General features: G+C 71.8%; 20 protein-coding genes and 1 pseudogene. 9 read left to right on the top strand and 12 right to left on the bottom strand.

Annotated elements, in window-relative coordinates; all coding sequences use genetic code 11:
- Window positions 1–144 precede the first annotated feature (144 nt).
- The 6 genes and pseudogenes from A6A29_RS03875 to A6A29_RS03855 all read left to right on the top strand — a co-directional run bounded on the left by A6A29_RS03875 (window position 145) and on the right by A6A29_RS03855 (window position 7,048).
- Complete coding sequence (locus A6A29_RS03875; RefSeq protein ID WP_073718986.1) at window positions 145–1,416, top strand: LolA family protein; 1,272 nt, start codon at window positions 145–147, stop codon at window positions 1,414–1,416.
- Window positions 1,417–1,648: 232 nt separating this feature from the next.
- Window positions 1,649–2,617, top strand: a complete 969-nt coding sequence (locus tag A6A29_RS03870) for an ABC transporter ATP-binding protein (RefSeq protein ID WP_073718985.1) — start codon at window positions 1,649–1,651, stop codon at window positions 2,615–2,617.
- Complete coding sequence (locus A6A29_RS03865; RefSeq protein ID WP_073718447.1) at window positions 2,604–3,563, top strand: ABC transporter permease; 960 nt, start codon at window positions 2,604–2,606, stop codon at window positions 3,561–3,563. The genes A6A29_RS03870 and A6A29_RS03865 overlap by 14 nt, the downstream gene beginning before the upstream one ends.
- Before the next feature lie 242 nt (window positions 3,564–3,805).
- On the top strand, window positions 3,806–4,396 hold the full coding sequence (locus A6A29_RS03860) for a TetR/AcrR family transcriptional regulator (protein ID WP_073718446.1): 591 nt from the start codon (window positions 3,806–3,808) through the stop codon (window positions 4,394–4,396).
- A 152-nt stretch (window positions 4,397–4,548) separates the two neighbouring features.
- Window positions 4,549–4,647 (top strand): annotated as a pseudogene (locus A6A29_RS47740) (oxidoreductase); the annotation flags it as partial.
- Window positions 4,648–4,954: 307 nt separating this feature from the next.
- Window positions 4,955–7,048 carry a SpoIIE family protein phosphatase gene (locus A6A29_RS03855; protein ID WP_241838347.1) on the top strand — a complete coding sequence of 698 codons (2,094 nt, stop codon included), beginning with the start codon at window positions 4,955–4,957 and terminating at the stop codon, window positions 7,046–7,048.
- Between the two features lie 134 nt (window positions 7,049–7,182).
- Here A6A29_RS03855 and A6A29_RS03850 read toward each other — a convergent pair whose 3' ends face one another.
- The 4 genes from A6A29_RS03850 to A6A29_RS03840 all read right to left on the bottom strand — a co-directional run bounded on the left by A6A29_RS03850 (window position 7,183) and on the right by A6A29_RS03840 (window position 9,454).
- The gene (locus tag A6A29_RS03850) at window positions 7,183–7,989 is read right to left on the bottom strand and encodes an HAD family hydrolase (RefSeq protein ID WP_073718445.1); all 807 of its coding nucleotides are present in this window, start codon (window positions 7,987–7,989) and stop codon (window positions 7,183–7,185) included.
- A gap of 172 nt (window positions 7,990–8,161) precedes the next feature.
- Window positions 8,162–8,521 (bottom strand): hypothetical protein, encoded by a 360-nt coding sequence (locus tag A6A29_RS03845; RefSeq protein ID WP_385729053.1) that lies wholly within the window; start codon window positions 8,519–8,521, stop codon window positions 8,162–8,164.
- A gap of 207 nt (window positions 8,522–8,728) precedes the next feature.
- Entirely contained in the window at window positions 8,729–8,902 is a 174-nt protein-coding gene (locus A6A29_RS45125) for a hypothetical protein (RefSeq protein WP_158074362.1), read from the bottom strand.
- Window positions 8,903–9,004: 102 nt separating this feature from the next.
- The gene (locus tag A6A29_RS03840; RefSeq protein WP_073718444.1) at window positions 9,005–9,454 is read right to left on the bottom strand and encodes a VOC family protein; all 450 of its coding nucleotides are present in this window, start codon (window positions 9,452–9,454) and stop codon (window positions 9,005–9,007) included.
- 22 nt (window positions 9,455–9,476) lie between these two features.
- Between A6A29_RS03840 and A6A29_RS03835 the strand changes: the two genes are divergently transcribed.
- Window positions 9,477–10,088 (top strand): CGNR zinc finger domain-containing protein, encoded by a 612-nt coding sequence (locus A6A29_RS03835; protein WP_241838307.1) that lies wholly within the window; start codon window positions 9,477–9,479, stop codon window positions 10,086–10,088.
- A 127-nt stretch (window positions 10,089–10,215) separates the two neighbouring features.
- On the opposite strand, the gene A6A29_RS03830 is transcribed toward A6A29_RS03835, so the two are convergent.
- The 3 genes from A6A29_RS03830 to A6A29_RS03820 form a co-directional block, all read right to left on the bottom strand.
- Window positions 10,216–10,737, bottom strand: coding sequence for a hypothetical protein (locus A6A29_RS03830; RefSeq protein ID WP_073718443.1), 522 nt, complete (start codon window positions 10,735–10,737; stop codon window positions 10,216–10,218).
- A gap of 18 nt (window positions 10,738–10,755) precedes the next feature.
- Window positions 10,756–12,492 carry an FAD-dependent monooxygenase gene (locus A6A29_RS03825; protein ID WP_073718442.1) on the bottom strand — a complete coding sequence of 579 codons (1,737 nt, stop codon included), beginning with the start codon at window positions 12,490–12,492 and terminating at the stop codon, window positions 10,756–10,758.
- An 84-nt stretch (window positions 12,493–12,576) separates the two neighbouring features.
- On the bottom strand, window positions 12,577–13,092 hold the full coding sequence (locus tag A6A29_RS03820; protein ID WP_241838306.1) for a winged helix-turn-helix transcriptional regulator: 516 nt from the start codon (window positions 13,090–13,092) through the stop codon (window positions 12,577–12,579).
- Between the two features lie 102 nt (window positions 13,093–13,194).
- On the opposite strand from A6A29_RS03820, the gene A6A29_RS03815 reads away from it, so the two are divergent.
- Window positions 13,195–14,814, top strand: a complete 1,620-nt coding sequence (locus A6A29_RS03815) for an MFS transporter (protein ID WP_241838305.1) — start codon at window positions 13,195–13,197, stop codon at window positions 14,812–14,814.
- Here the strand turns inward: A6A29_RS03815 and rarD are convergent.
- Together rarD and A6A29_RS03805 are read right to left on the bottom strand one after the other, a co-directional pair.
- The gene (gene rarD, locus A6A29_RS03810; protein WP_073718441.1) at window positions 14,757–15,779 is read right to left on the bottom strand and encodes an EamA family transporter RarD; all 1,023 of its coding nucleotides are present in this window, start codon (window positions 15,777–15,779) and stop codon (window positions 14,757–14,759) included. The genes A6A29_RS03815 and rarD overlap by 58 nt on opposite strands.
- 116 nt (window positions 15,780–15,895) lie before the next feature.
- Complete coding sequence (locus tag A6A29_RS03805) at window positions 15,896–16,756, bottom strand: SDR family oxidoreductase (protein ID WP_073718440.1); 861 nt, start codon at window positions 16,754–16,756, stop codon at window positions 15,896–15,898.
- Between the two features lie 110 nt (window positions 16,757–16,866).
- Between A6A29_RS03805 and A6A29_RS03800 the strand changes: the two genes are divergently transcribed.
- Window positions 16,867–17,253, top strand: coding sequence for a winged helix-turn-helix transcriptional regulator (locus A6A29_RS03800; protein ID WP_073718439.1), 387 nt, complete (start codon window positions 16,867–16,869; stop codon window positions 17,251–17,253).
- 188 nt (window positions 17,254–17,441) lie between these two features.
- Here the strand turns inward: A6A29_RS03800 and A6A29_RS03795 are convergent, their stop codons facing one another.
- From A6A29_RS03795 to A6A29_RS03785, 3 genes are all read right to left on the bottom strand, one after another.
- Window positions 17,442–18,500, bottom strand: a complete 1,059-nt coding sequence (locus A6A29_RS03795) for a 2-oxoacid:ferredoxin oxidoreductase subunit beta (RefSeq protein WP_073718438.1) — start codon at window positions 18,498–18,500, stop codon at window positions 17,442–17,444.
- Window positions 18,493–20,448: a 2-oxoacid:acceptor oxidoreductase subunit alpha gene (locus A6A29_RS03790; protein WP_073718437.1), complete on the bottom strand. Its 1,956-nt coding sequence runs from the start codon at window positions 20,446–20,448 to the stop codon at window positions 18,493–18,495. Before A6A29_RS03790 ends, A6A29_RS03795 begins: the two co-directional genes overlap by 8 nt.
- Window positions 20,449–20,697: 249 nt before the next feature.
- Entirely contained in the window at window positions 20,698–21,357 is a 660-nt protein-coding gene (locus A6A29_RS03785) for a response regulator transcription factor (RefSeq protein WP_073718980.1), read from the bottom strand.
- Window positions 21,358–21,413: the final 56 nt, after the last annotated feature.

Here is a 21,413-nt window from a genome sequence, read left to right as displayed (position 1 = left end):
GTTGATCCCGCGGGCTGACGCTTCGTGCCGCCCGATTTGGTCAGATGGAGAACAACCACTCCTGACCACATCGGGTGAGAATGGCGGCAGGGAGTGGACGTGAGCAACCGGACGGACGCCGCCGACCACGGAGGTAAGGCACACATGGCACCGAACGACAGCGCAGAGACCACCGGCAAGGCCACGGGCACTGTCGTGGGCCGTCGCAAGGCCGCGCGATACATCGTCCCCGTCGCGGTGGCGGGGGTGGCGGCCGCGACGATCGGGCTCGTCCCGGCCCTCGCGGACTCCGGTGACCCCGAGCTGCCGAAGATCAGCGCACAGGAACTCATCGAGAAGATCGCCGCCTCGGACGAGCAGCAGCTGTCCGGCACGCTCAAGATCAGCACCGACCTCGGCATCCCGTCCCTCGGCGGGCTCGCGGGCTCCTTCGCCCCGGGCGGCGCCGGTACGGACGGCGGCGGTTCCGCCGCTCCGGAGGACAAGCTGATGGAGCTGGCCTCCGGTACGCACACGCTGCGGGTGGCGGCCGACGGCCCCGACAGGCAGCGGCTCTCGATCCTCGGGAACGCCGCCGAGTACAGCCTCATCCACAACAAGGGCGAGGTCTGGGCGTACGACAGCAAGTCCGGCGAGGCGTACCACGCCGCGGCGGACGCCGAGCAGCAGAAGCAGCGGAAGAAGGAGCACAAGGCGCCCGCGGGCGTACCGACCACTCCGAAGGAGTTCGCCGAGCAGGCACTCGCGGCGGCCGGGGACACCACCTCGGTCACCGTCGACGGCACGTCACGGGTGGCCGGGCGCGACGCGTACCAGCTGCTGATCAAGCCGAAGCAGTCCGGTTCGACGGTCGCGTCGGTCCGGGTCGCGGTGGACGCGGCCAACGGCGTCCCGCTGAAGTTCACCCTCTCCGCGAGCGGTGGCGGCAAGGCCGTGGTCGACGCCGGATTCACCAAGGTCGACTTCTCCAGGCCCGACGCCTCCTCGTTCTCCTTCACCCCGCCCAAGGGCGCGAAGGTGACCGAGGCGGACGACCTGAAGGACGCGGCGGAGCAGCAGGGCGGGGAGGGGAAGGCACCGGAGGGCCTCGCCGAGCTGGGAGGCATGAAGGGCCTGGAGGGCCTGGAGGGCTCCAAGGGGCTGAACGTGATCGGCGAGGGCTGGACCTCGATCGCGCAGATCAAGATCCCCGGCGGTTCGGGCCTGCCCACCGGCGGTTCGCAGGGCTCGGGCGATATGCCGGCCGAGGCCCAGGGCTTCCTGGACGCCCTGGGCGACAAGGTCACCGGGAAGTTCGGTTCGGGCACGGTCTTCAAGACCCGCCTGGTGAACGCCCTGCTGACGGACGACGGCACGGTCTACGTCGGAGCGGTGACGAAGGACGCGCTGGTGCAGGCGGCCAACGGCGCCAAGTAGGCGCAGGGATGCTTCACTGCCCGCAGTGAACGACGCCGCCCCGCCGCGCGCACCGCGCGACGGGGCGGCCCGCCGAGCCGGGCCGGGCCGAACCGAGCTTCGAGGGGTACGCATGACCGGGACAGAGGCGGCCGCGGACGGACGGGTGACAGCCGGAGGGGTGACGGCCGGAAGTGTGACGGCGGCTTCGGGCGGGACGGCGGCCGGGGATGTGACGGCGGCCGGGGACGACATGGCGGCCGGGGATGTGACGGCGGCCAGGGACGTGACGGCCGTGATCGAGACCCGGGGTCTCACCAAGCGCTACCGGGGCGGCCAGCTCGCCGTCGACGGCCTCGACCTCACGGTTCCCGGCGGCAGCGTCTTCGGCTTCCTCGGCCCCAACGGCTCCGGGAAGACCACCACGATCCGGATGCTCATGGGCCTCATCGACCCGACGTCCGGCACCGCCCGTGTCCTCGGCCGTCCGATGCCGGGCGGCGCCCGTACCGTGCTCCCGCAGGTCGGCGCGCTGATCGAGGGCCCGGCCCTCTACGGCTTCCTGTCCGGCCGGGACAACCTCGTGCGCTACGACTCCGCCGACCCGGCCGCCGACCCGCGTACCCGCCGCGCCCGCGTCGCGCACGCCCTGGACCGGGTCGGGCTCGCCGCCGCCGCGGGCAAGAAGGCCAAGGCGTACTCGCTCGGCATGAAGCAGCGCCTCGGGCTCGCCGCCGCCCTGCTCCAGCCGCGCCGCCTGCTCGTCCTGGACGAGCCCACCAACGGCCTGGACCCGCAGGGCATGCGGGAGATCCGCTCCCTGATCCGGGAACTGGCGGCCGAGGGCACCACGGTCTTCCTCTCCTCCCACCTCCTGGACGAGATCGAACAGGTCTGCACGCACGCCGCGGTGATGGCCCGCGGCCGGCTGATCGTCCAGGGGCCCGTCGGCGACCTCGCCGGCACCCGCGGCCGGCTCGCCGTCACCACCCCCGACCCGGGCGACGCCGCCCGCATCCTCAAGGAACACGGGATCACCGGCCTGAGCACCGACGGCGAGCGGCTGACCGGTGACGCCCCGCCCGGCGGCACGGAACTCGCCGACCTCAACGCCGCCCTGGTACGCGGCGGCGTCCGGGTGCGGTCCTTCGGCGTCGAACGGGCCTCGCTGGAGGACGCCTTCGTCGCACTGACCGGAGAGGGATTCGATGTCGCGGGCTGAAGCAACCGGCGTACGGGGTGAAGCGGACGGCGTGCGGGGTGAAGGCGGCGGCGTACGGGGTGGAGCCGACGGCGTACGGGGCGCGAGCGCGCCCCGCAACCCGCTGTGGACGTTCGGAATCCTCCGCTCCGAAGTCACCACCATCCTGCGCCGCTGGCGGACCCTCGCCCTGCTCGGGGTGCTCGCCGCCGTTCCCGTGCTGATCGGGATCGCGGTCCGGATCGAGACGGGCGGCGGCGGCGACGGCGCTGACGGCGGCCCCGGGGCGGCGGCGGGCCCGGCGTTCCTCACCCAGGTCACCAACAACGGGCTTTTCCTCGTCTTCGCCGCCCTCGCCGCGACGCTCCCGGTCTTCCTCCCGATGGCCGTCGGCGTCGTCGCGGGCGACTCGATCGCGGGGGAGGCGAGCGGCGGCACCCTGCGCTACCTGTTGGTCGCCCCGGCGGGCCGGACCCGGCTGCTGCTCGCCAAGTACGCCTCCGTGCTCATCTTCTGCCTGGTCGCGACGCTGGTCGTGGCGGCATCGGCGCTGGCCGTGGGGGCGCTGCTCTTCCCCCTCGGCGAGGTCACCACGATCTCCGGGACCCGGATCGGCTTCGGCGAGGGGCTGGTGCGGGCCGGACTGATCGCGGTGGTGGTCGCGGCCTCACTCATCGGCTTCGCGGCGCTGGGCCTGTTCATCTCGACGCTGACCGGCAGCGGGATCGCGGCGATGGCGGCCACGGTCGGCGTGCTGATCACGGTGCAGATCCTGGGCTCGATCCCGCAGCTGAGCGCCCTGCACCCCTATCTCTTCCCGCACTACTGGCTGTCCTTCGCGGACCTGCTGCGCGACCCCGTCTACTGGGACGACGTCGTCAAGAACCTCGGCCTGCAGGGTCTGTACGCGGCGGTGTTCGGCTCGGCGGCCTGGGCGCGCTTCACGGCCAAGGACATCACTGCCTGAGCGCGGGGCTCCAGATGCTCGATGCCGAGGCCGCGCTGGCTTGATCCGGCCGGTGCGGGCCCGTCCGTGCCGTCGGCCGGGCGAGCCGTCCCCCGATCGGCTCGTCGCGGCACGAACGGCACGAACGGTGCGGGCAAAGGGAACGACACGACACGGTACGTTCCGTTTCCGCCTGGGTATTGTTCGACTTCTGGCGACGACCTGTCAACAAGAGATGGCTTGAAGACCCCTATGCTCACCGAATGATCACATCGCCGAGTTCCGTGCGCCGCAGCGAGAGATCACGACGCGCGACCCTTCAGGCCGCGCTCGACCTGTGTGCGGAGAAGGGGTACGGCCGCGTCACGGTCGAGGCCATCGCGGCCCGCGCCGGTGTGAGCAAGAAGACGATCTACCGATGGTGGCCGTCGAAGGGCGCGGTGCTGCTGGAGGCGTTCGCCGAGGCCCTGGTCGACGCGACCCCGTTCGTCGACACCGGTGACATCGGCGCCGACCTGCGCACCCATGTCACGGGCGCGGTGAGGCTGCTCTCGACACCGCCGTACGGTCCGGCGTACGCGGGCATCCTCTCCGAGGTCCACCATGACGACGTCCTCGCGGAGGCGGTCAGGGATCAGCTGGTCGGACCGCGCGTCGAGGGTGCGGTGGGACGGCTGCGCAGTGCTCAGGAACGGGGCCAGATCCCGGCGGACGCGGACCTTCCACTGGCGGTGGAGATGCTCTACGGCCCCATCTACTACCGCCATCTGTTGCGCAAGCCGGCCCAGGACGAGGCGACGATCGCCGCGCTGGTGGCGCATGTGCTGCGCTCGCTGGGGGCGCGGGGCTACTAGCGGGCCACTGGCGGGCCACTAGCGGGCCACTGGCGGGCCACTGGCTTCGGCACGGTCTCCCGCGTCCTCCCCCGTCGACGGCCCGAGGGGTTCTCCCCGCCGCGCTGCCGCGCCGTCCGTCGTCGCACTGTCTGCTGCCCCGCTGTCCGCCGTCCCGCTCCCTCACCGGCCAGCTCCTGGTGGTCGACGGCGGTATGACCATCCAGTCCCCGGCGGTCCCGGGACGACGCGCCATGCTGCCGCCCGCCTGAGCCTGTCCGAGCCCGGAAGCGCCCCCGTCCGGGCCCGGACGTGCGCCACCCGGTTTGGGGCCACCCGGCTGCCGCCATCCGGTGGCAGGGGCGCGTGCGGCGGGTGATGCTGTTCTGGCGCGTGGGGGTTCACCCGGTGCGCCGGAGAGCCTGAGGGTGGGGTGAAGCCGTGTCGGACGCCGAGGGACCGGCAGCTGAGGGAACGGCAGCCGAGGGAACACGAGCCGCCGGGACGGCGCCGGATGCCTCTGCCTCCGATGCCTCTGCTTCCGACGGCTCCGCTTCCGACGCCTCCGCCGCTCTGGACGTGTTCACCGTTCCGGGCGCCCCTGCCGTCCTGGACACGGCCCTCCTCGACACGCTGTTCGCCCAGTCCGCGGTGGGCCTGATCGTGCTCGATCCGGACCTGCGGGTGGTGCGGGCCAACTCCCTCGTCGACGCCGCCCACGTCCAGAAGATGATCGGTGATCACTTCACCGACGTGTACCGCCTCGACAGGCCGGACAAGGCGGCCGAGGTGCTGCGCGGTGTGCTCGCCGGCGAAGGCCCCGTGCACGGCCGGCTGGTCCGCGGCCGGCTCAGGCGGCTCCCCGGACCCGACCGCGACTTCAAGGTGTCCGCGTACCGCCTCGACGGTCCCGGCGACCGGCCCCTGGGTCTGCTGGCGGCCGTCGTCGATGTCACCGAGCGGGAGCGGGCGCGCTGCCGGGAGGAATGTCTGGCGGCGGTACGCGAGGCGGTGGGCGGATCGCTCGATGTGGCGGAGACCTGCCGGGCGCTCGTCGGGGCCCTGGTACCGGAGTTCGCCGATCTGGCCGTGGTCGAGGTGGTGGACGACGTCCTGCGCGGCGCGGAGCCGCCGGTGGGCCCGCTCGGACCCGACGTCCCGCTGCGCCGGGCCGACCCGGACGGCGGTACCCGCCACCTCTCCTTCCGTACGCCGTACGCGCTGGCGGTGTCGGACCTCCGGCCCCGGCTCGTCCAGCTCACGCCGGACACCGCGTGGCTGGACGCGGACCCGGACAGTGCCCGTCTGATCAGGTCGGCCGGCGCCCACTCGATGATCGCGGTCCCCCTGACGCTGCGCGGCGCGGTCCTCGGGCTGGTGAGCCTCTACCGGTGCGGGGACACCGAGCCCTACGACGAGCAGGACGTCTCCCTCGCGCGGACGGCGGCCACCCGCACCGCGCTGAGCATCGACAACGCCCGCCGCTACGAGCGCGACCATGTGATCGCCTCGACGGTCCAGCGCCGGCTGCTCCCGCAGTACGACGGGGACCAGGCTGCCGTCGAGACGGCCCATGTCCTGCTGCCCGGACGCGACAGCGGCTGCTGGTTCGACACCATCGCGCTGTCCGGCGCCCGCACCGCCCTCGTCGTCGGGAGCGTGGCGGGGCAGGGCCTCCAGACGGCCATCGCCATGGGGCAGTTGCGTACGGTCATCCAGGCGCTGGCCGGTCTCGACCTGGAGCCCGACGAGATGCTGGCCCGGCTGAACGACACGGCGGAACGCCTCGCCGTCGAACGGGCGGCCCTGCCCCGGGCCGACGCCCTGCACAGCGAACCGCTGGCGGCGGCCTGTGTGTACGCGGTCTACGACCCGTTCACCCGTACCTGCACCCTCGCGCGGGCCGGGAACCCGGCGCCCGTCGTCGTCGGCCCCGACGGGAGTGCGCGGCCCCTCGACGTACCCGAAGGGCCCGGCCTCTTCTCCGCCGACAGCGCGCCTTTCGCGACGGCCACCCTCACCCTCGAAGAGGGCAGCCTCCTCGCGTTCTGCACCGAGGCCCTGCTGCCCGACGACGATGCCGCCGCTCGCATCCGCGAAGCGCTCGCCGAGCCCGGACGCGGCCTCCGGGAGCTGTGCGACGCCGTCGTCTACGGGCTCCCGGCCGGCTCCCGCCCCGACGGCGCCGCGCTGCTCCTCGTCCGCACCGGCACCGTTCCGGCGAACCGGGTCGCGACCTGGGACCTGCCGCACGACCGTACGACTCCCGCCACGGCCCGGGTTCTCGTACGCGACCGGCTCCAGGGCTGGAACCTGGACGAGGACACCATCGACGCGACCGAACTGATCGTCAGCGAGCTGGTCACCAACGCCGTCCGCTACGGCACCCCGCCGCTGCGGCTGCGCCTGCTGCTGGGCGCCGCCCTCACCTGCGAAGTGCACGACAGCAGCGAGGTGGCACCGCATCTGCGCCACGCCCGGACCGCCGACGAAGGCGGCCGGGGGCTGTTCATCGTCTCCCAGCTCGCCACGCACTGGGGCACCCGGCACGGTCCGCAGGGCAAGACGCTGTGGACCGAGCAGGACCTTCCCGCGCCCCCGGGCCGCGCGGGCGCCGGACGCGGCCGGCCGGCGGGGGAGTTGAACCCCCCGGCCGACCGGCGGGGGAGTTGAACCCCCCGGCCGACCGGCGGGGGAGTTGAACCCCCCGGCCGACCGGCGGGGGAGTTGAACCCCTCGGCCGACCGGCGGGGGAGTTGAACTCCCCGGCCGATCGCCGGGGGAGTGAGTCCCCAGGAACCCCGCCCTCAGCCGAAGAGCCGCTCCAGCACCACCGCGACGCCGTCGTCCAGGTTGGACAGGGTCACCTCGTCGGCCGCCGCCCTGAGCTGCGGGTGCGCACCGGCCATCGCCACCCCGTGTCCGGAGAGGCGGAACATCGGCAGGTCGTTGGGCATGTCGCCGAACGCGACCGCGCGGGCCGGATCGAGCCCCAGCACGTCGGCGGCCCGCGCGAACCCGGTGCCCTTGTCCACGCCGTACGGGGCCAGTTCGACCGTGCCGGGGCCCGCCATCGTGACGGTCGCCAGATCACCCACGGCCGCGCGGGCGGCGGCCGTCAGCGCGTCGTCGCCGAGCTCCGGGTGCCGTACCAGGACCTTGATGACCGGTTCCGCCCACAGGTCCGTACGACGCCCGACCCGTAGTGCGGGGAGTGTGGGGTGCGGCATCCGGTAGCCCGGTTCGATCAGGGTCCGGCCGTAGGGGCCGTCCTGGTCCACGGCGGCGAAGACCGCGCCGACCTCCGCCTCGATCTTGCCGAGCGCGGCATCGGCCAGGTCCCGGTCGAGGGGCACCGAGTGGAGCATGCGGTCCGGCCCGGCGTCGTACACCTGGGTTCCCTGTCCGCAGACGACCGGGCCGCGGTAGTCCAGGTCCGCGAGCAGCCGCCGTATGCCGGGTACCGGCCGCCCGGTGACGATCAGGTGCCGGGCTCCGGCCGAGGAGGCCAGGGCGAGGGCGGCGCGGGAGCGCGGGCTCACGGTGTCGTCCGGGCGCAGCAGGGTGCCGTCCAGGTCCGTGGCGACAAGGGCATATGCGGGTGGCGTGGGCATGGACCCAGCCTAGGAGGCCACCGATGGCCCCTTGCGCGACCCGAAAAGATCCGGTACGTGCACCCTTCGGCGTCGTACCGGATCATCGCAGGAGCCCAGGAGCCCAGGAGCCCCAGCAGTCATCAGTCAGGAGTCAGCAGTCAGGAGCGCGGGCCCCTGAAGGCGGCTCCGGTCAGCTGAACACCACGGAGCGGACCTTGAGGCGCTCGGAGGCGTGGCCGCCGTTCGGGCGGAGGCTGAAGTAGGGGCCCTCGCAGTCGGCATCGGCGAAGACCGTGGCCGTCGAGCCGGTGTTGTTGCGCGGCGAGTGGGCGGGCTCGGTCCACGGGTGCTCGACCTCGGGCAGGGTGATGCAGACCCCGCTCGGCGGGTCGATCAGACCGCCGATGTGCGGGGTGCCGCCCAGGTCGCTGTAGCGGTACGTGAATTCGCCGTCGGCCGCGGAGGCGGAGCCGGGAGCGGCGAGGAGCACGGCGAGGCCGCAGGCGGCGGCGGTGGCGAGGGCGCGCAGGCGCATGAAGAATCGTCCCATTCGTATGTCGGGGTTCGGTCGGGCCGCCCCAGTTTTCCCCGGAACGATCTTGAGATGGACCTCCGAACGCCGCAGAAACGATCTTGCATCACTCGTACGAGGGGCCTTTCGGGCTTCGCGGCCGTGCGGCGCACCCACAGGGCCTCGCCGGGGCCCTGTGAGTGCGTGCGGGTGCGTCCCTCGGCGAGGGCGGGCACCGGGCGGGGGCTACCGCACCACGTGGGGGCCTTGCTGGGGTACGCAGTGGGTGAGCCCTTCGCTGTCCACCAGTTGGGTACGGCTGTACGCCTCCCATTGGAGGCCGATTCCGCACGCGGCGCAGTCACCCGCGAAACGGCGGTAGCCCGGCGCGGGCTCGGAAGCGTGATCGGCAGTAGTCATCCGCCCACGTTATGGCACCGCACTGACAGCGGGCACGGTGCGGTCCTGTCGATCGCCCCGGGGCCGCCCACCCGCAGTGGCCCTTCCTACCCGGCCGCGCCCCTACTGGACGCAGAACTCATTGCCCTCCGGGTCGCTGAGTACGAGCCAACTCCCGCCCGGCTCCTCCACCGTGCGCAGCAGGCTCGCGCCCAGTTCCCGCAGTCGTGCCACCTCCGCGTCGCGCTGTCCCGGGGCGGCGTGCACGTCGATGTGGAGGCGGTTCTTCACCGTTTTCGGTTCCGGTACCCGCTGGAAGAGCAGCCGCCGCCCCTGTCCCGTACCGCTCAACTCCTCGTACGGATCGTCCGGGTGGCGTGCTGCCGCGAGATCGCGCCAGGCACGGCGGCCGTGGGCGTGGACGGTGAGGGTCTCGGGCACGGCCCCGGCCGCGAGCAACTGCTCGACCAGGGCGCTGTTGTCCTCGACGAGGTAGCCCAGGGCCTCGGCCCAGAAGCCGGCCTGGGCGTGCGGGTCGGCGCTGTCGATGACGAGTTTCCAGTGCAGGGTCATGGAAACCGTTTATAGTGGTTACATGACGGAGAGGGCAATGGGCGCGCCGGGGATGGTCCTCAGGCACCCGGACGGCAGCTCGTTCCGCTTCGATCCCGGCTCCCTGTGCCTGGAGTTGCTGCCCACCGGCGGCCCCGGCCCGTTCGCCCGCTTCGAGGTGCTGAACGAGCTGGTGGATCTGACCGGGTGGGCGGCGGAGAGCAGGCTGCCCGGCGGGCTGCGGCTCACGGTGCGCGCGGCAGAGGTGTCCGCCGCCCGTGAACTGCGTGATGCCCTGTGGCGGTTGACCGCCGACCGGGCGCACGGCCGCGAGCCGGACCCTGCCGACCTCGCCGCGGTGAACGACGCCGCCGCGCTCCCGCCCCTGACGGCCCGGCTGACCGGGGCCGGCGGCCGGGCCTGGGCCCCCGGGGCCACCGGCTCCCAACTGCTCTCGACGGTCGCCCGCGATGCCGTGGACCTGTTCACCGGACCGTACGCCCACCGGGTCCGGGAGTGCGGGGCCCATGACTGTCGCCTGCTCTTCGTCGACACCTCCCGCCCCGGCAGGCGGCGTTGGTGCTCGATGGAGCGCTGCGGGAACCGGCACAAGGTGCGGGCCCACCGCGCCCGGCTGACCGATACGGGCGAGTGAAGTGAAGCGGCTCCGTACGGTTCGGGCTCCGCGACGGATCGGGCTCCGCGCAACGGTTCGGGCTCCGCAACGGTTCGGGCTCCGCGCGACGGATCGGACTCCGTAACGGATCAGGCTCCGTAGCGGATCAGGCTCCGTACGGTTCGGGCTCCGTACGGGGGCAGGCCGCGCAGACGTGTCCGTCGATCGCGGCCAGCAGCTCGGCCGCCGCCTTCGCCCGGGACGGCTCCTGTGGTGCCGGTCCCTGTGCCGGCGCCGGTGCGGACGGCCGGCGGGGCACCGGTGCCGCGGCCAGCCGTTCGGCCGTCGCGCGCCCCGCCACAACCGCTTCGTGCGCCCCGCGCGCCCACTCGGGGTGGTGATGATGACCGGCGGAGAGGATCGTCCTCAGCAGCTCCAGCACTCCGGCCCGGTCCCTGACCGTCTCCGTGGCGGCCAGCTCCCACAGGAACGGCACCGTGGCCACGGTCGCGTCGAAGACCGCCATCGCCCCGATCCACTGCTCCAGATCGCTCAGCGCGTCCTCGGCGGTCGGGGCGTCGCCCCAGGCGATCCGCGACAGCATGCCCGGGACCTGGGACGCGGAGCCGCGGGCATGCTGGAGTTCGTGCCACTGAACGTTGCTCATGCCCTTGAGAACTGTCCCCATCCGGGCACTCAATCAGCCTTACCGCACGGCGTCCACCATGCCGACGGCACCGTCCGCCCGGTGCAGCCGGTCCAGGTACTCCCGTACGGAGCGGGGGGCGTCCTCCGGGGCGACGATCCCCACGTGGTTGTCGGGCCGGATCACGACGACCGCGCCGGAGCCGCCGACCCCGTACGCCGCCCGCGCGTACCCCTGGTGGTCGATCACCGCGTGCGCGTCGGAGCCGGGCGTCTCCCCCGCTCCGTACACCCGGCAGGCCCGTACCGCGCCGCTGTCCCCGTACGCGGCCGTCACCTCCCGCAGCGCCGTCATGCTGCCGGGGCCGAAGCCGAGCACGGTCAGGTGCGGTCCGGCGAAGGTGCGGAACAGGCTCGTCGGCGCGCCCGTCGCGGCGGCGAGGCAGGGGGCGTCCGGAGCCCGGTCGCCGGCGTGCGGGCCGTCTTCGGGGCCTTGGCCGCCCGGCGCGTTCCGGTCCTCGGCGGCCAGTGAACTCCACCGGTAGCCGGTGCCGAGCCCGGCCGTCTCCGGAGTGATCGCCGAATCCAGACCGCCGCCGGGCTTCCTGATCGCCGCCAGCGTGGCCCGCAGCCTCTCCGACGTCAGATCCAGGGTCCGGGCGGCTACCGGCAGCCGCTCCTCCTCGTAGGTGTCCAGCAGCCCCGCCTCCGCCCGTCCGGCCAGCACCTGGGCGAGCTTCCAGCCCAGGTTGAAGGCGTCCTGGATGCCGGTGTTCATGCCGAGGCCGCCCGCGATCGCGTGCACATGCGCGGAGTCCCCGGCCAGGAAGACCCGGCCCACCCGGTAGCGGTCGGCCAGGCGGACGTTGACGCGGTACGTCGACAGGAGGGTGGCGTCGGTGAGGTGGCTGCCCGGCAGTCCGGTGTGCCGGGTGAGCAGCCGCCGGAACCCGTCCTGCGACGGGGCGAGGGGGCGGCCCTCCCGGTCGCGCTCGGGCCCGGCCTGGAACCACCAGCCCGAGGGCGTACCGGGGATGGGGCAGAGCATGACCGCACCGTCCTCGTCGAACCACTGGTGCCAGCGGTCGCGGTCCAGCACGCCGTCCGTGAGGGCGACATCGCCGCAGACCATCGTCTGTTCGGCGTGCGTCTCCCCGTCGAAGTTGATCCCGAGGAGCTTGCGTACGGGGCTGTGGGCGCCGTCGCACCCGACCACGTACCGCGCCCGGACGGGGGGACCGGCGGCGAACGTCACGGTGACGTGCCCGCCCGCGCCCGTTTCCCCGCCCTTGCCCTTCTCTCCGTCCGCGCCCGTTTCCCCGCCCTTGCCCGCTTCCCCGTGCGCGCCGTCTTCTCCGTCTGCCCGCGCGATCTGCGTGATGCCCACGACCTCGGCGCCCAGTTCGACGCGGACCCCGGACGCGGCCAGCCGGTCGCGCAGGATCTCCTCCAGCCGCCACTGGGCGATCAGCCGCCCCCGGTCATACGGTGCGTCCGGTGTCGGGGCGCTGTCCGCGTACGGATCGGTGTCCATGACCGGCAGCCGGTCCCGGTACTTGCGCATCGGCAGCGGCGCCGAGCCGGCGGCCAGCACCTCGTCGATGACACCCAGGTCCGCCAGGACTTCCAGGGAGCGGGGGTTGGGCCCCTTGGCGCGCGAACTGCGCGGGTACGCGGGGGACTTGTCGACGATCCGTACGGCGATGCCACGCCGGGCGAGATCGCAGGCCAGGGTCAGTCCGGTCGGGCCCGCGCCCACGATCAGTACGTCCGTCAGTGCGTCGGCCGTGTCGGTCATGCCTGCTCCTCGGTTCGCGTTTCCGGAGCACCCAGGAAAACGTAACCAAGTAATAAAAGCAACTCGGTAACTATCGTGTGGGTGTCAGTGGTCCTCCAGAGCGGCCCGCCCGTCGTACGAAGCGCGCGCCGCCGCGATCTCGTTCTGGTGCTCCTCGGTCCAGGTGACCAGGGAGCGGATGGTGGTGTGCAGCGTGCCGCCGAGCGGGGTGAGCTCGTACTCCACACGGGGCGGGACGACCGCGTGGACCGTCCGCTCGACCAGGCCGTCCCGCTCCAGCTGGCGCAGGGTGACGGTCAGCATCCGCTGGCTGATGCCGTCGATCTCCCGGCGCAGCTGGGTGAAGCGGAGCTTGCGGCGGTCGAGCAGGGCGATGACCAGCAGCGACCACTTGTCGGCGACCCGGTCGAGGATCTGCCGTACCTCGCAGCCCTCGCGGGTGTCCCACTGGAACGGATCGGGGTCGCCGCCGGTCAGATGCCCGTCGTCGCTCACGGACGCGGCTGCGGTCGCGCTCACGCGCGCGCCCGTGTTCTCGGTCGCCGCCTCGCCCACGGTGCCTTCGGAGTGACTCGGTGACTTAAAAGTGCCTACTTCCATGGCACCTGATGGTGGCGCAGGATTCCCATGGTTACAAGAGGGAACCGACCCTCTTGTGCGTAACCGACCCGGCTGTCCGGCCGGTCCCGGAAGGGGACACCTGTGTCTGCCGACGTACCCATGCCACCCGCACCAGCCGCGCCGGCACCAGATCCCGCCTCCGGACGCGCCTCCGGACGCGCTTCCGGACGCGTCTCCGGACCCGGTACCGGTTCCGCTTCCTGTTCCGGACCCGATTCCGTTTCCGGTTCCGGTTCCGCTTCCGGGTTTTCGCTCCGCGCCCGGCTCCTGCTGCTCGTCCTGTGCGGCACGATCTTCCTGGAGGGCATCGACGTCGCCATGCTCGCCGTGGCCGTCCCCTCCATCAGGTCCGACCTCGGCCTGTCGACCGGCACCACGGCCTGGGTGATGAGCGCCTACGTCCTCGGCTACGCGGGCTTCACCCTCCTCGGCGGGCGGGCGGCCGATCTGCTCGGCAGGCGCCGCATGTTCCTCGTCTGGCTCACCGTCTTCCTGCTCTTCTCCGGGCTGGGCGGCTTCGCCACCGAGGGCTGGATGCTCGTCGTCGCCCGCTTCGTCACCGGAGTGGCCTCCGCCTTCATGACCCCTGCGGCGATGTCGCTGATCACCACCTCGTACGCGGAGGGCCCGCAGCGCAACAAGGCGCTGCTCATCTTCGCGGGCACGGCGGCCGGTGGTTTCTCGCTGGGGCTCGTCATCGGCGGGCTGCTCACCCAGCTCGGCTGGCGCTGGGTGTTCTTCGCGCCGGTGCTGCTGGCCGCGCTCCTCCTGATCGCCGCGCTGCGGACCGTCCCCGTCGAACCGCGTCCGGTCCGCACCGGCGGCTTCGACCTGCCGGGCGCCACCGCGGCGGCCGGGGCGATGCTGCTGCTCGCGTACGGAATCGTGCGGCTGGAACACGGTCTCGACGGGTGGCTGTGGACGGCCGGGGCGTTCGCCGCCGGGCTGGTCCTCATCCCGCTGTTCGTCGCGATCGAACGGCGCGCGTCCGCGCCGCTGGTCCGGCTGTCGATGCTGCGCCGGGCCGCGATGATCCGGGCCGACCTCGGAGCGCTGCTCTTCGTGGGCTCCTTCTTCGGCTTCCAGTTCGTGATGACCCTGTACCTCCAGGAGCTGCGCGGCTGGTCCTCGCTCCAGACCGCGCTGGCCCTGGTGGTGATGGGTTCCGACGCGGTCCTCGCGCCGACCCTCACCCCGCGCCTGGTCGACCGCTACGGCAACACCAAGGTCATCCTCGGCGGCTTCGTCCTCGCCATCGCCTCGTACGGGCTGTTCCTGCCGGTCGGGCTCGACTGGTCGTACGCGGCGATGCTCCCGACCCTGTTCCTCACCGGCATGGCCTTCGCCCTCGCGTACGGACCGCTGTCGATCGCCGCGACGGACGGTGTACCCGACAGTGAACAGGGCCTGGCGGGAGGGCTGTTGCACACCTCGACCCAGTTCGGCTCGGCGGTCGGCATCTCGGCGGTGACGGCGGTGTACGGGATCGCCTCGGCCGGGACGGACGGCTCCGCCGGGGCGACCCTGTCCGCCTTCCGCGCGGCTTTGGTGGTGCCGGTGGTGATGGTGGTGCTGGGCGCGCTGATCACCGCACTGGGGCTGCGCCGGCGGAAGGGGACGCGGCCGCCGGCCACCGGGTCACGTCAGGAGCTCGGTGCCCGTTCCGGGGCCGTGGCGCCGGGCGCCGTCCCCGTACCGTGAGCGACAGCGGTGGCGGCTGCCGCCGGGTCCGTCGCCGCAGGGTCCGTCGCCGCCGCGGCCAGGCGCACCGCCTCGGCCCGGTTGCGCCGCGCCGTCCGCAACGCGTCCCAGGTCAGCAGCGACAGCGCCAGCCAGACCAGCGCGAACCCGGACCACCGCTCGGGCGGCATCTCCTCGTGGAAGTACAGGATGCCGAGCACTAGCTGGAAGACCGGGGCCAGGTACTGCAACAGCCCCAGGGTGGAGAGCGGCACCCGGATCGCCGCCGCACCGAAGCAGACCAGCGGCACCGCCGTGACGATGCCCGTCGCGGCGAGCAGTACCCCGTGCCCCGCGCCACCGGACGTGAACGTCGCCTCGCCCCGGGCCCCGAGCCACAGCAGGAATCCGAGCGCGGGCAGGAAGAGCACCGCGGTCTCGGCGGCCAGTGATTCCAGGCCGCCCAGGTTGACCTTCTTCTTCGCCAGGCCGTACGTGGCGAACGAGAAGGCCAGCGCCAGCGAGATCCAGGGCGGGCGGCCGTACCCGATCGCGAGCACCAGCACGGCGAGGAGGCCGGTCGCGACCGCGGCCCACTGGACGGGGCGCAGCCGCTCGCCGAGCAGCAGGACGCCCATGGCTATGGTGACCAGCGGATTGATGAAGTAGCCGAGCGAAGCCTCCACGACCTGGCCGTTGTTGACGGCCCAGATGTACAGGCCCCAGTTGACCGTGATGACCGCCGCCGCCACGGCGATCAGGCCGAGCTTGCGGGGGGTGCGGATCAGCTCACCGATCCAGGCCCAGCGGCCCACGACGAGCAGGGCGATGCCGACGACGCCCAGGGACCAGACCATCCGGTGGGCGAGGATCTCCATCGCCCCGGACGGCTCCAGCAACGGCCAGAAGAGGGGGACGATGCCCCACATCCCGTATGCGCCGATTCCGTACAGCAGGCCAGCTCGCTGCTCTGTCTTCCCCTTCACGGGCCCTCCCGGCGTACCTGCGTCGACGGATCGGCCGACTGGACGAAGGTAGCGCCGGAAGGGCCGGGTGTCATAGCCGTCTCACGGAAACACTCGTGACACGCGTCTCTTCCCGGTCAGGCCGTGGCGAGGGCCGCGGTCACCGACTCGGCGAGCGGCGTCGTCGGACGGCCGATCAGCCGGGCAAGGTCCCCGCCCGTCCCGGCGAGCAGCCCGCGCCCGATCGCCTCGTCGACGTCGACGAGGATCGCCGCGAATCCCTCGGGCAGGCCCGCGCCGACAAGGATCTCCTGGTGGACGGCGGCGGGGACGTTGTTGTACGCGATCTCCCTGCCGGTCGCCCCGGACAGCAGCGCGGCGTACTCGGCGAACGACCAGGCGGTGTCGCCGCTCAGCTCGTAGGCGGTGTTCAGGTGGCCGTCACCGGTCACCGCGGCCACCGCCGCGGCGGCGTAGTCGGCCCGCGCGGCGGAGGCGACGCGCCCGTCGCCCGCGTTGGAGACGACCGCGCCGTGCTCCAGGACCGGGGCGAGGTTGGCCGTGTAGTTCTCGGTGTACCAGCCGTTGCGCAGGAAGGTGTACGGCAGCCCCGAGTCGAGGATCAGCTGCTCGGTGACCTTGTGCTCGGCGGCCAGCTCGAAGTCGGCGCCGGGGCCGCCGAGCACCCCGGTGTACGCGAGCTGCGCGACGCCCGCGGCCCTCGCCGCGTCGATGACGGCGGTGTGCTGCGGCACCCGGCTGCCCACCTCGCTGCCGGAGATCAGCAGCACCCGGTCACCGGCGCGGAACGCCCCGGCGAGGGTCTCGGGGTGGTTGTAGTCGGCGATACGGAGCTCGACGCCACGGGCGGCGAGACCGGCGGCCTTCTCCTTGTCGCGGACGACTGCGGCGATCCGGTCGGCGGGGACCGTGGTGAGCAGCTGCTCGACGACGAGCCGGCCGAGTGCTCCGGTGGCTCCGGTGACGACGATGCTCATGGGGGGTTTCTCCTCTTCGGGGGGTTCGGTCCGCTTCCGGGCCGTCTGAAACTCACCCTACGGCTTGCACTAACCAAGAGAAAGTACCCACTTTGAAGTAAGGTACTGATATGGGAGTTAGTGGAACGGGCCGTGACCCGGACGTCAACCAGGTGATGTGCCCCTCCCGCCTGGTGCTGGAGCACGTCACCAGCCGCTGGGGGGTCCTCGTGCTGGCCGCGCTGCTGGAGCGCTCGTACCGCTTCAGCGAGCTGCGGCGCTCGGTCGGCGGCGTCAGCGAGAAGATGCTCACCCAGACCCTCCGGACGCTGGAGCGGGACGGCTTCGTGCACCGCGATGCGAAGCCGGTGATCCCGCCGAGGGTGGACTATTCGCTCACCCCGCTCGGCCGGGAGGCGGCAGAGCAGGTGTGGGGGCTGGCGCGCTGGACCGAGCGCCGGGTGGACGCGGTGCACGCGGCGCGCGAGGCGTACGACGAGGCCGCCGCCCGGACCTGAAGGGCGTACGACGAGGCCGGCCGGACCCGAAAGGCGTACGACGAGGCCCGGACCCGATGTACCGGGTCCGGGCCTCGTCGTCGTGGGCCTCGCGGTCTTTGCGGTCCTCGCGGCCCTTGTACGGGTGCTCGTGACGCTTGTGGTGGTGCGGGTGGCGGCGCCGTGTGGCGGTGCTGGTCGCCGGGCTGTCAGCCGACGACCGTCCAGGTGTCGTTCCCCGCGAGCAGTGAGCCGAGGTCGCCCTTGCCGTCCCGTTCGACCGCGGCGTCCAACTGGTCGGACATCTGGCTGTCGTAGACCGGCCGTTCGACGCTGCGCAGCACCCCGATGGGCGTGTGGTGCAGCGTGTCCGGGTCGGCGAGCCGGGAGAGCGCGAAGGCCGTGGTCGGCGAGGCGGCGTGCGCGTCGTGGACCAGGATCTGCGAGCGGTTCTCCTCGGTGACCGCGACGACCCGGAGATCCCCGGTCGCCGGATCCCGTACGACACCCTTCGTATCCTCGGCTCCGAAGAGGATCGGCTGCCCGTGCTCCAGCCGGATCACCGCTTCCTGGGCCTTCTCCCTGTCCTTCAGGACCTCGAAGGCGCCGTCGTTGAAGATGTTGCAGTTCTGGTAGATCTCCACCAGCGCCGTGCCCGGGTGGTCGGCCGCCGCGCGCAGCACACTGGTGAGGTGCTTGCGGTCGGAGTCGACCGTACGGGCCACGAAGGACGCCTCCGCGCCGATCGCCAGCGACACCGGGTTGAAGGGCGCGTCGAGCGAACCCATCGGCGTCGACTTGGTGATCTTGCCGACCTCGGAGGTCGGGCTGTACTGCCCCTTGGTCAGCCCGTAGATCCGGTTGTTGAACAGCAGGATCTTCAGGTTCACATTGCGGCGCAGCGCGTGGATCAGGTGGTTGCCGCCGATGGACAGCGCGTCGCCGTCACCCGTGACGACCCACACCGACAGATCGCGGCGCGAGGTGGCGAGCCCGGTGGCGATGGACGGGGCGCGGCCGTGGATGGAGTGCATCCCGTAGGTGTTCATGTAGTACGGGAAGCGGGAGGAGCACCCGATGCCGGAGACGAAGGTGATGTTCTCCTTCGCCAGGCCGAGCTCGGGCATGAAGCCCTGCACCGCGGCGAGCACCGCGTAGTCGCCGCAGCCGGGGCACCAGCGCACTTCCTGGTCCGACTTGAAGTCCTTCATGGACTGTTTCGCCTCGGCCTTGGGCACCAGGTGCAGCAACTCGTTGGTGTCAGGCATCGATGGCCTCCTGAAGAGCGGTGGCGAGCTGCTCGGCCTTGAACGGCATTCCGTTGACCTGGTTGTAGCTGTGGGCGTCGACCAGATACTTCGCCCGGAGCAGCATGGCGAGCTGTCCGAGGTTCATCTCCGGAACGACCACCTTGTCGTAACGCCCCAGGACCTCGCCGAGATTTCTCGGGAAGGGGTTGAGGTGCCTCAAGTGCGCCTGCGCGATGGACTGTCCGGCGGCGCGCAGCCTGCGTACGGCCGCGGTGATCGGCCCGTACGTCGAGCCCCAGCCCAGCACCAGGGTGCGCGCGCCCGAGGGGTCGTCGACCTCCAGGTCCGGGACGGTGATGCCGTCGATCTTGGCCTGGCGGGTGCGGACCATGAAGTCGTGGTTGGCCGGGTCGTAGGAGATGTTGCCCGTGCCGTCCTGCTTCTCGATGCCGCCGATACGGTGTTCGAGGCCCGGGGTGCCGGGTACCGCCCAGGGGCGGGCCAGGGTCTGCGGGTCGCGCTTGTACGGCCAGAACACCTCGGTGCCGTCGGCCAGTTCGTGGTTGGGGCCGGTGGCGAACCGCACCCGCAGGTCGGGGAGCCGGTCGACGTCGGGGATCCGCCACGGCTCGGAGCCGTTGGCCAGATAGCCGTCGGAGAGCAGGAACACCGGAGTGCGGTACGTCAGCGCGATCCGGGCCGCGTCGAGCGCGGCGTCGAAGCAGTCGGCCGGGGTCTGCGGGGCCACGATCGGCACCGGGGCCTCGCCGTTGCGCCCGTACATCGCCTGGAGCAGGTCGGCCTGCTCGGTCTTGGTGGGCAGCCCCGTGGACGGGCCGCCGCGCTGGATGTCGATGATCAGCAGCGGCAGTTCGAGGGAGACCGCGAGCCCGATGGTCTCCGACTTCAGCGCCACACCCGGACCGGACGTGGTCGTCACCGCCAGCGAACCGCCGAAGGCGGCGCCGAGCGCGGCACCGATGCCCGCGATCTCGTCCTCCGCCTGGAAGGTCCGCACGCCGAAGCTCTTGTGCCGGCTCAGCTCGTGCAGGATGTCGGAGGCCGGGGTGATGGGGTACGAGCCCAGGTAGAGCGGCAGATCCGCCTGCCGGCTCGCGGCGATCAGCCCGTACGACAGCGCGAGGTTCCCGGAGATGTTGCGGTACGTCCCGGTGGGGAACGCCTGCGTCGCGGGCGCGACCTCGTAGCTGACCGCGAAGTCCTCGGTGGTCTCGCCGAAGTTCCACCCGGCCCGGAACGCGGCCACGTTCGCCTCGGCGATCTGCGGCTTCTTCGCGAACTTCTGCCGGAGGAACTTCTCCGTACCCTCGGTCGGCCGGTGGTACATCCACGACAGCAGCCCGAGCGCGAACATGTTCTTCGAGCGCTCGGCCTCCTTGCGGGGGAGCCCGAACTCCTTCAGTGCCTCCAGCGTGAGCGTGGTCAGCGGTACCGGATGGACGTTGTACGCCTCCAGCGACCCGTCCTCCAGGGGACTGGTCGCGTACCCCACCTTCGCCATCGGCCGCTTGGTGAACTCATCGGTGTTGACGATGACTTCGGCGCCACGCGGCACATCGGCGATGTTCGCCTTCAGAGCGGCCGGGTTCATCGCCACCAGCACATTGGGCGCGTCGCCCGGCGTGAGGATGTCGTGATCGGCGAAATGCAGCTGGAAGGAGGAGACGCCCGGCAGGGTGCCTGCGGGGGCCCGGATCTCGGCCGGGAAGTTCGGCAGCGTCGAGAGGTCGTTCCCGAAGGAAGCCGTCTCGGAGGTGAACCGGTCACCTGTGAGCTGCATGCCGTCACCGGAGTCACCCGCGAATCGGATGATGACCCGGTCCAGGCGGCGGACCTCTTTCTCGCCGGCGCCCGTGGTTCCTGACAGGGGGGCTCGCTGCTCCCCGACGACGGGTTCGCTGGCCTCATCGGCCCTTTCGGCCGGGCTACTGACCTGGCTGGTCACTGAACTGGACCTCCCTCGGGGCGGCGGTTCGGGACCGGCCGACCCGCCGGTGGTCCCTCGGCCCACCCTACTTCCGCAAGGGTCGCCCTCCAGGGACCGATCATATGGTGGACGCCCTTTTGGGTCACCCTTTTAGGCCGATTTAACATATTTCTCAAGCCCCCCAGTCGCTCGCCCGCAACGCTGTGTGCTCATTCTTTGGTGCTAGGCCCTCGGCCCCCGTCACCCATCTGACAGGGTGTCAGTTGTCTAGGATTTCAGGTAGGTGAGTACGGCCAGGACGCGCCGGTGATCCCCGACACTGGGGGAGAGGCCCAGTTTCAGGAAGATATTGCTGACGTGCTTCTCCACGGCGCCGTCGCTCACGACCAACTGCTTGGCCACCGCCGAGTTCGTCCGCCCCTCGGCCATCAGACCGAGGACCTCCCGCTCGCGCGGCGTGAGTCCGGCCAGCACGTCCTGCTTACGGCTCCGGCCCAGCAGCTGAGCCACCACCTCCGGGTCCAGCGCCGTCCCGCCCTGCGCCACCCGCACCACGGCGTCCACGAACTCGCGGACCTCGGCGACCCGGTCCTTCAGCAGATAACCGACGCCCCGGCTGCTCCCGGCCAGCAGCTCGGTGGCGTACTGCTCCTCGACGTACTGCGACAGCACCAGCACCCCGATCCCGGGGTAGTCCTTGCGCAGCCGCACCGCCGCCCGTACGCCCTCGTCGGTGTGGGTCGGCGGCATCCGTACGTCGGCCACCACCACATCGGGCAGCGCCTGCTGCGCGTCGAGATCCGCCACGGTCTTGATCAGCGCCTCGGCGTCCCCCACCCCCGCGACGACGTCGTGCCCGAGATCGGTGAGCAGCCGCGTGAGCCCTTCCCGCAGCAGTACCGAATCCTCGGCGATGACCACCCGCACCCTGTCCTCCACGACGCTGTTTCCCCCACTGTTTCTCGATCTGTGTCCGGCTTCTG

It is taken from the genome of Streptomyces sp. TSRI0281, assembly GCF_001905125.1.
GTDB lineage: Bacteria > Actinomycetota > Actinomycetes > Streptomycetales > Streptomycetaceae > Streptomyces.
The sequence above is the reverse complement of the archived record's forward strand: the minus strand, read 5'-3'. Positions and strand labels throughout refer to the sequence as shown.

What these genes read in the sequence shown, in the direction of transcription:
- A6A29_RS03875 (WP_073718986.1), top strand. Translation starts at nt 145, where the DNA reads ATGGCACCGAACGACAGCGCAGAGACCACCGGCAAGGCCACGGGCACT.
- A6A29_RS03870 (WP_073718985.1), top strand. Translation starts at nt 1,649, where the DNA reads ATGGCGGCCGGGGATGTGACGGCGGCCAGGGACGTGACGGCCGTGATC.
- A6A29_RS03865 (WP_073718447.1), top strand. Translation starts at nt 2,604, where the DNA reads ATGTCGCGGGCTGAAGCAACCGGCGTACGGGGTGAAGCGGACGGCGTG.
- A6A29_RS03860 (WP_073718446.1), top strand. Translation starts at nt 3,806, where the DNA reads ATGATCACATCGCCGAGTTCCGTGCGCCGCAGCGAGAGATCACGACGC.
- A6A29_RS03850 (WP_073718445.1), bottom strand. Translation starts at nt 7,989, where the DNA reads ATGCCCACGCCACCCGCATATGCCCTTGTCGCCACGGACCTGGACGGC.
- A6A29_RS03845 (WP_385729053.1), bottom strand. Translation starts at nt 8,521, where the DNA reads ATGGGACGATTCTTCATGCGCCTGCGCGCCCTCGCCACCGCCGCCGCC.
- A6A29_RS45125 (WP_158074362.1), bottom strand. Translation starts at nt 8,902, where the DNA reads ATGACTACTGCCGATCACGCTTCCGAGCCCGCGCCGGGCTACCGCCGT.
- A6A29_RS03840 (WP_073718444.1), bottom strand. Translation starts at nt 9,454, where the DNA reads ATGACCCTGCACTGGAAACTCGTCATCGACAGCGCCGACCCGCACGCC.
- A6A29_RS03835 (WP_241838307.1), top strand. Translation starts at nt 9,477, where the DNA reads ATGACGGAGAGGGCAATGGGCGCGCCGGGGATGGTCCTCAGGCACCCG.
- A6A29_RS03830 (WP_073718443.1), bottom strand. Translation starts at nt 10,737, where the DNA reads ATGGGGACAGTTCTCAAGGGCATGAGCAACGTTCAGTGGCACGAACTC.
- A6A29_RS03825 (WP_073718442.1), bottom strand. Translation starts at nt 12,492, where the DNA reads ATGACCGACACGGCCGACGCACTGACGGACGTACTGATCGTGGGCGCG.
- A6A29_RS03820 (WP_241838306.1), bottom strand. Translation starts at nt 13,092, where the DNA reads ATGGAAGTAGGCACTTTTAAGTCACCGAGTCACTCCGAAGGCACCGTG.
- A6A29_RS03805 (WP_073718440.1), bottom strand. Translation starts at nt 16,756, where the DNA reads ATGAGCATCGTCGTCACCGGAGCCACCGGAGCACTCGGCCGGCTCGTC.
- A6A29_RS03800 (WP_073718439.1), top strand. Translation starts at nt 16,867, where the DNA reads ATGGGAGTTAGTGGAACGGGCCGTGACCCGGACGTCAACCAGGTGATG.
- A6A29_RS03795 (WP_073718438.1), bottom strand. Translation starts at nt 18,500, where the DNA reads ATGCCTGACACCAACGAGTTGCTGCACCTGGTGCCCAAGGCCGAGGCG.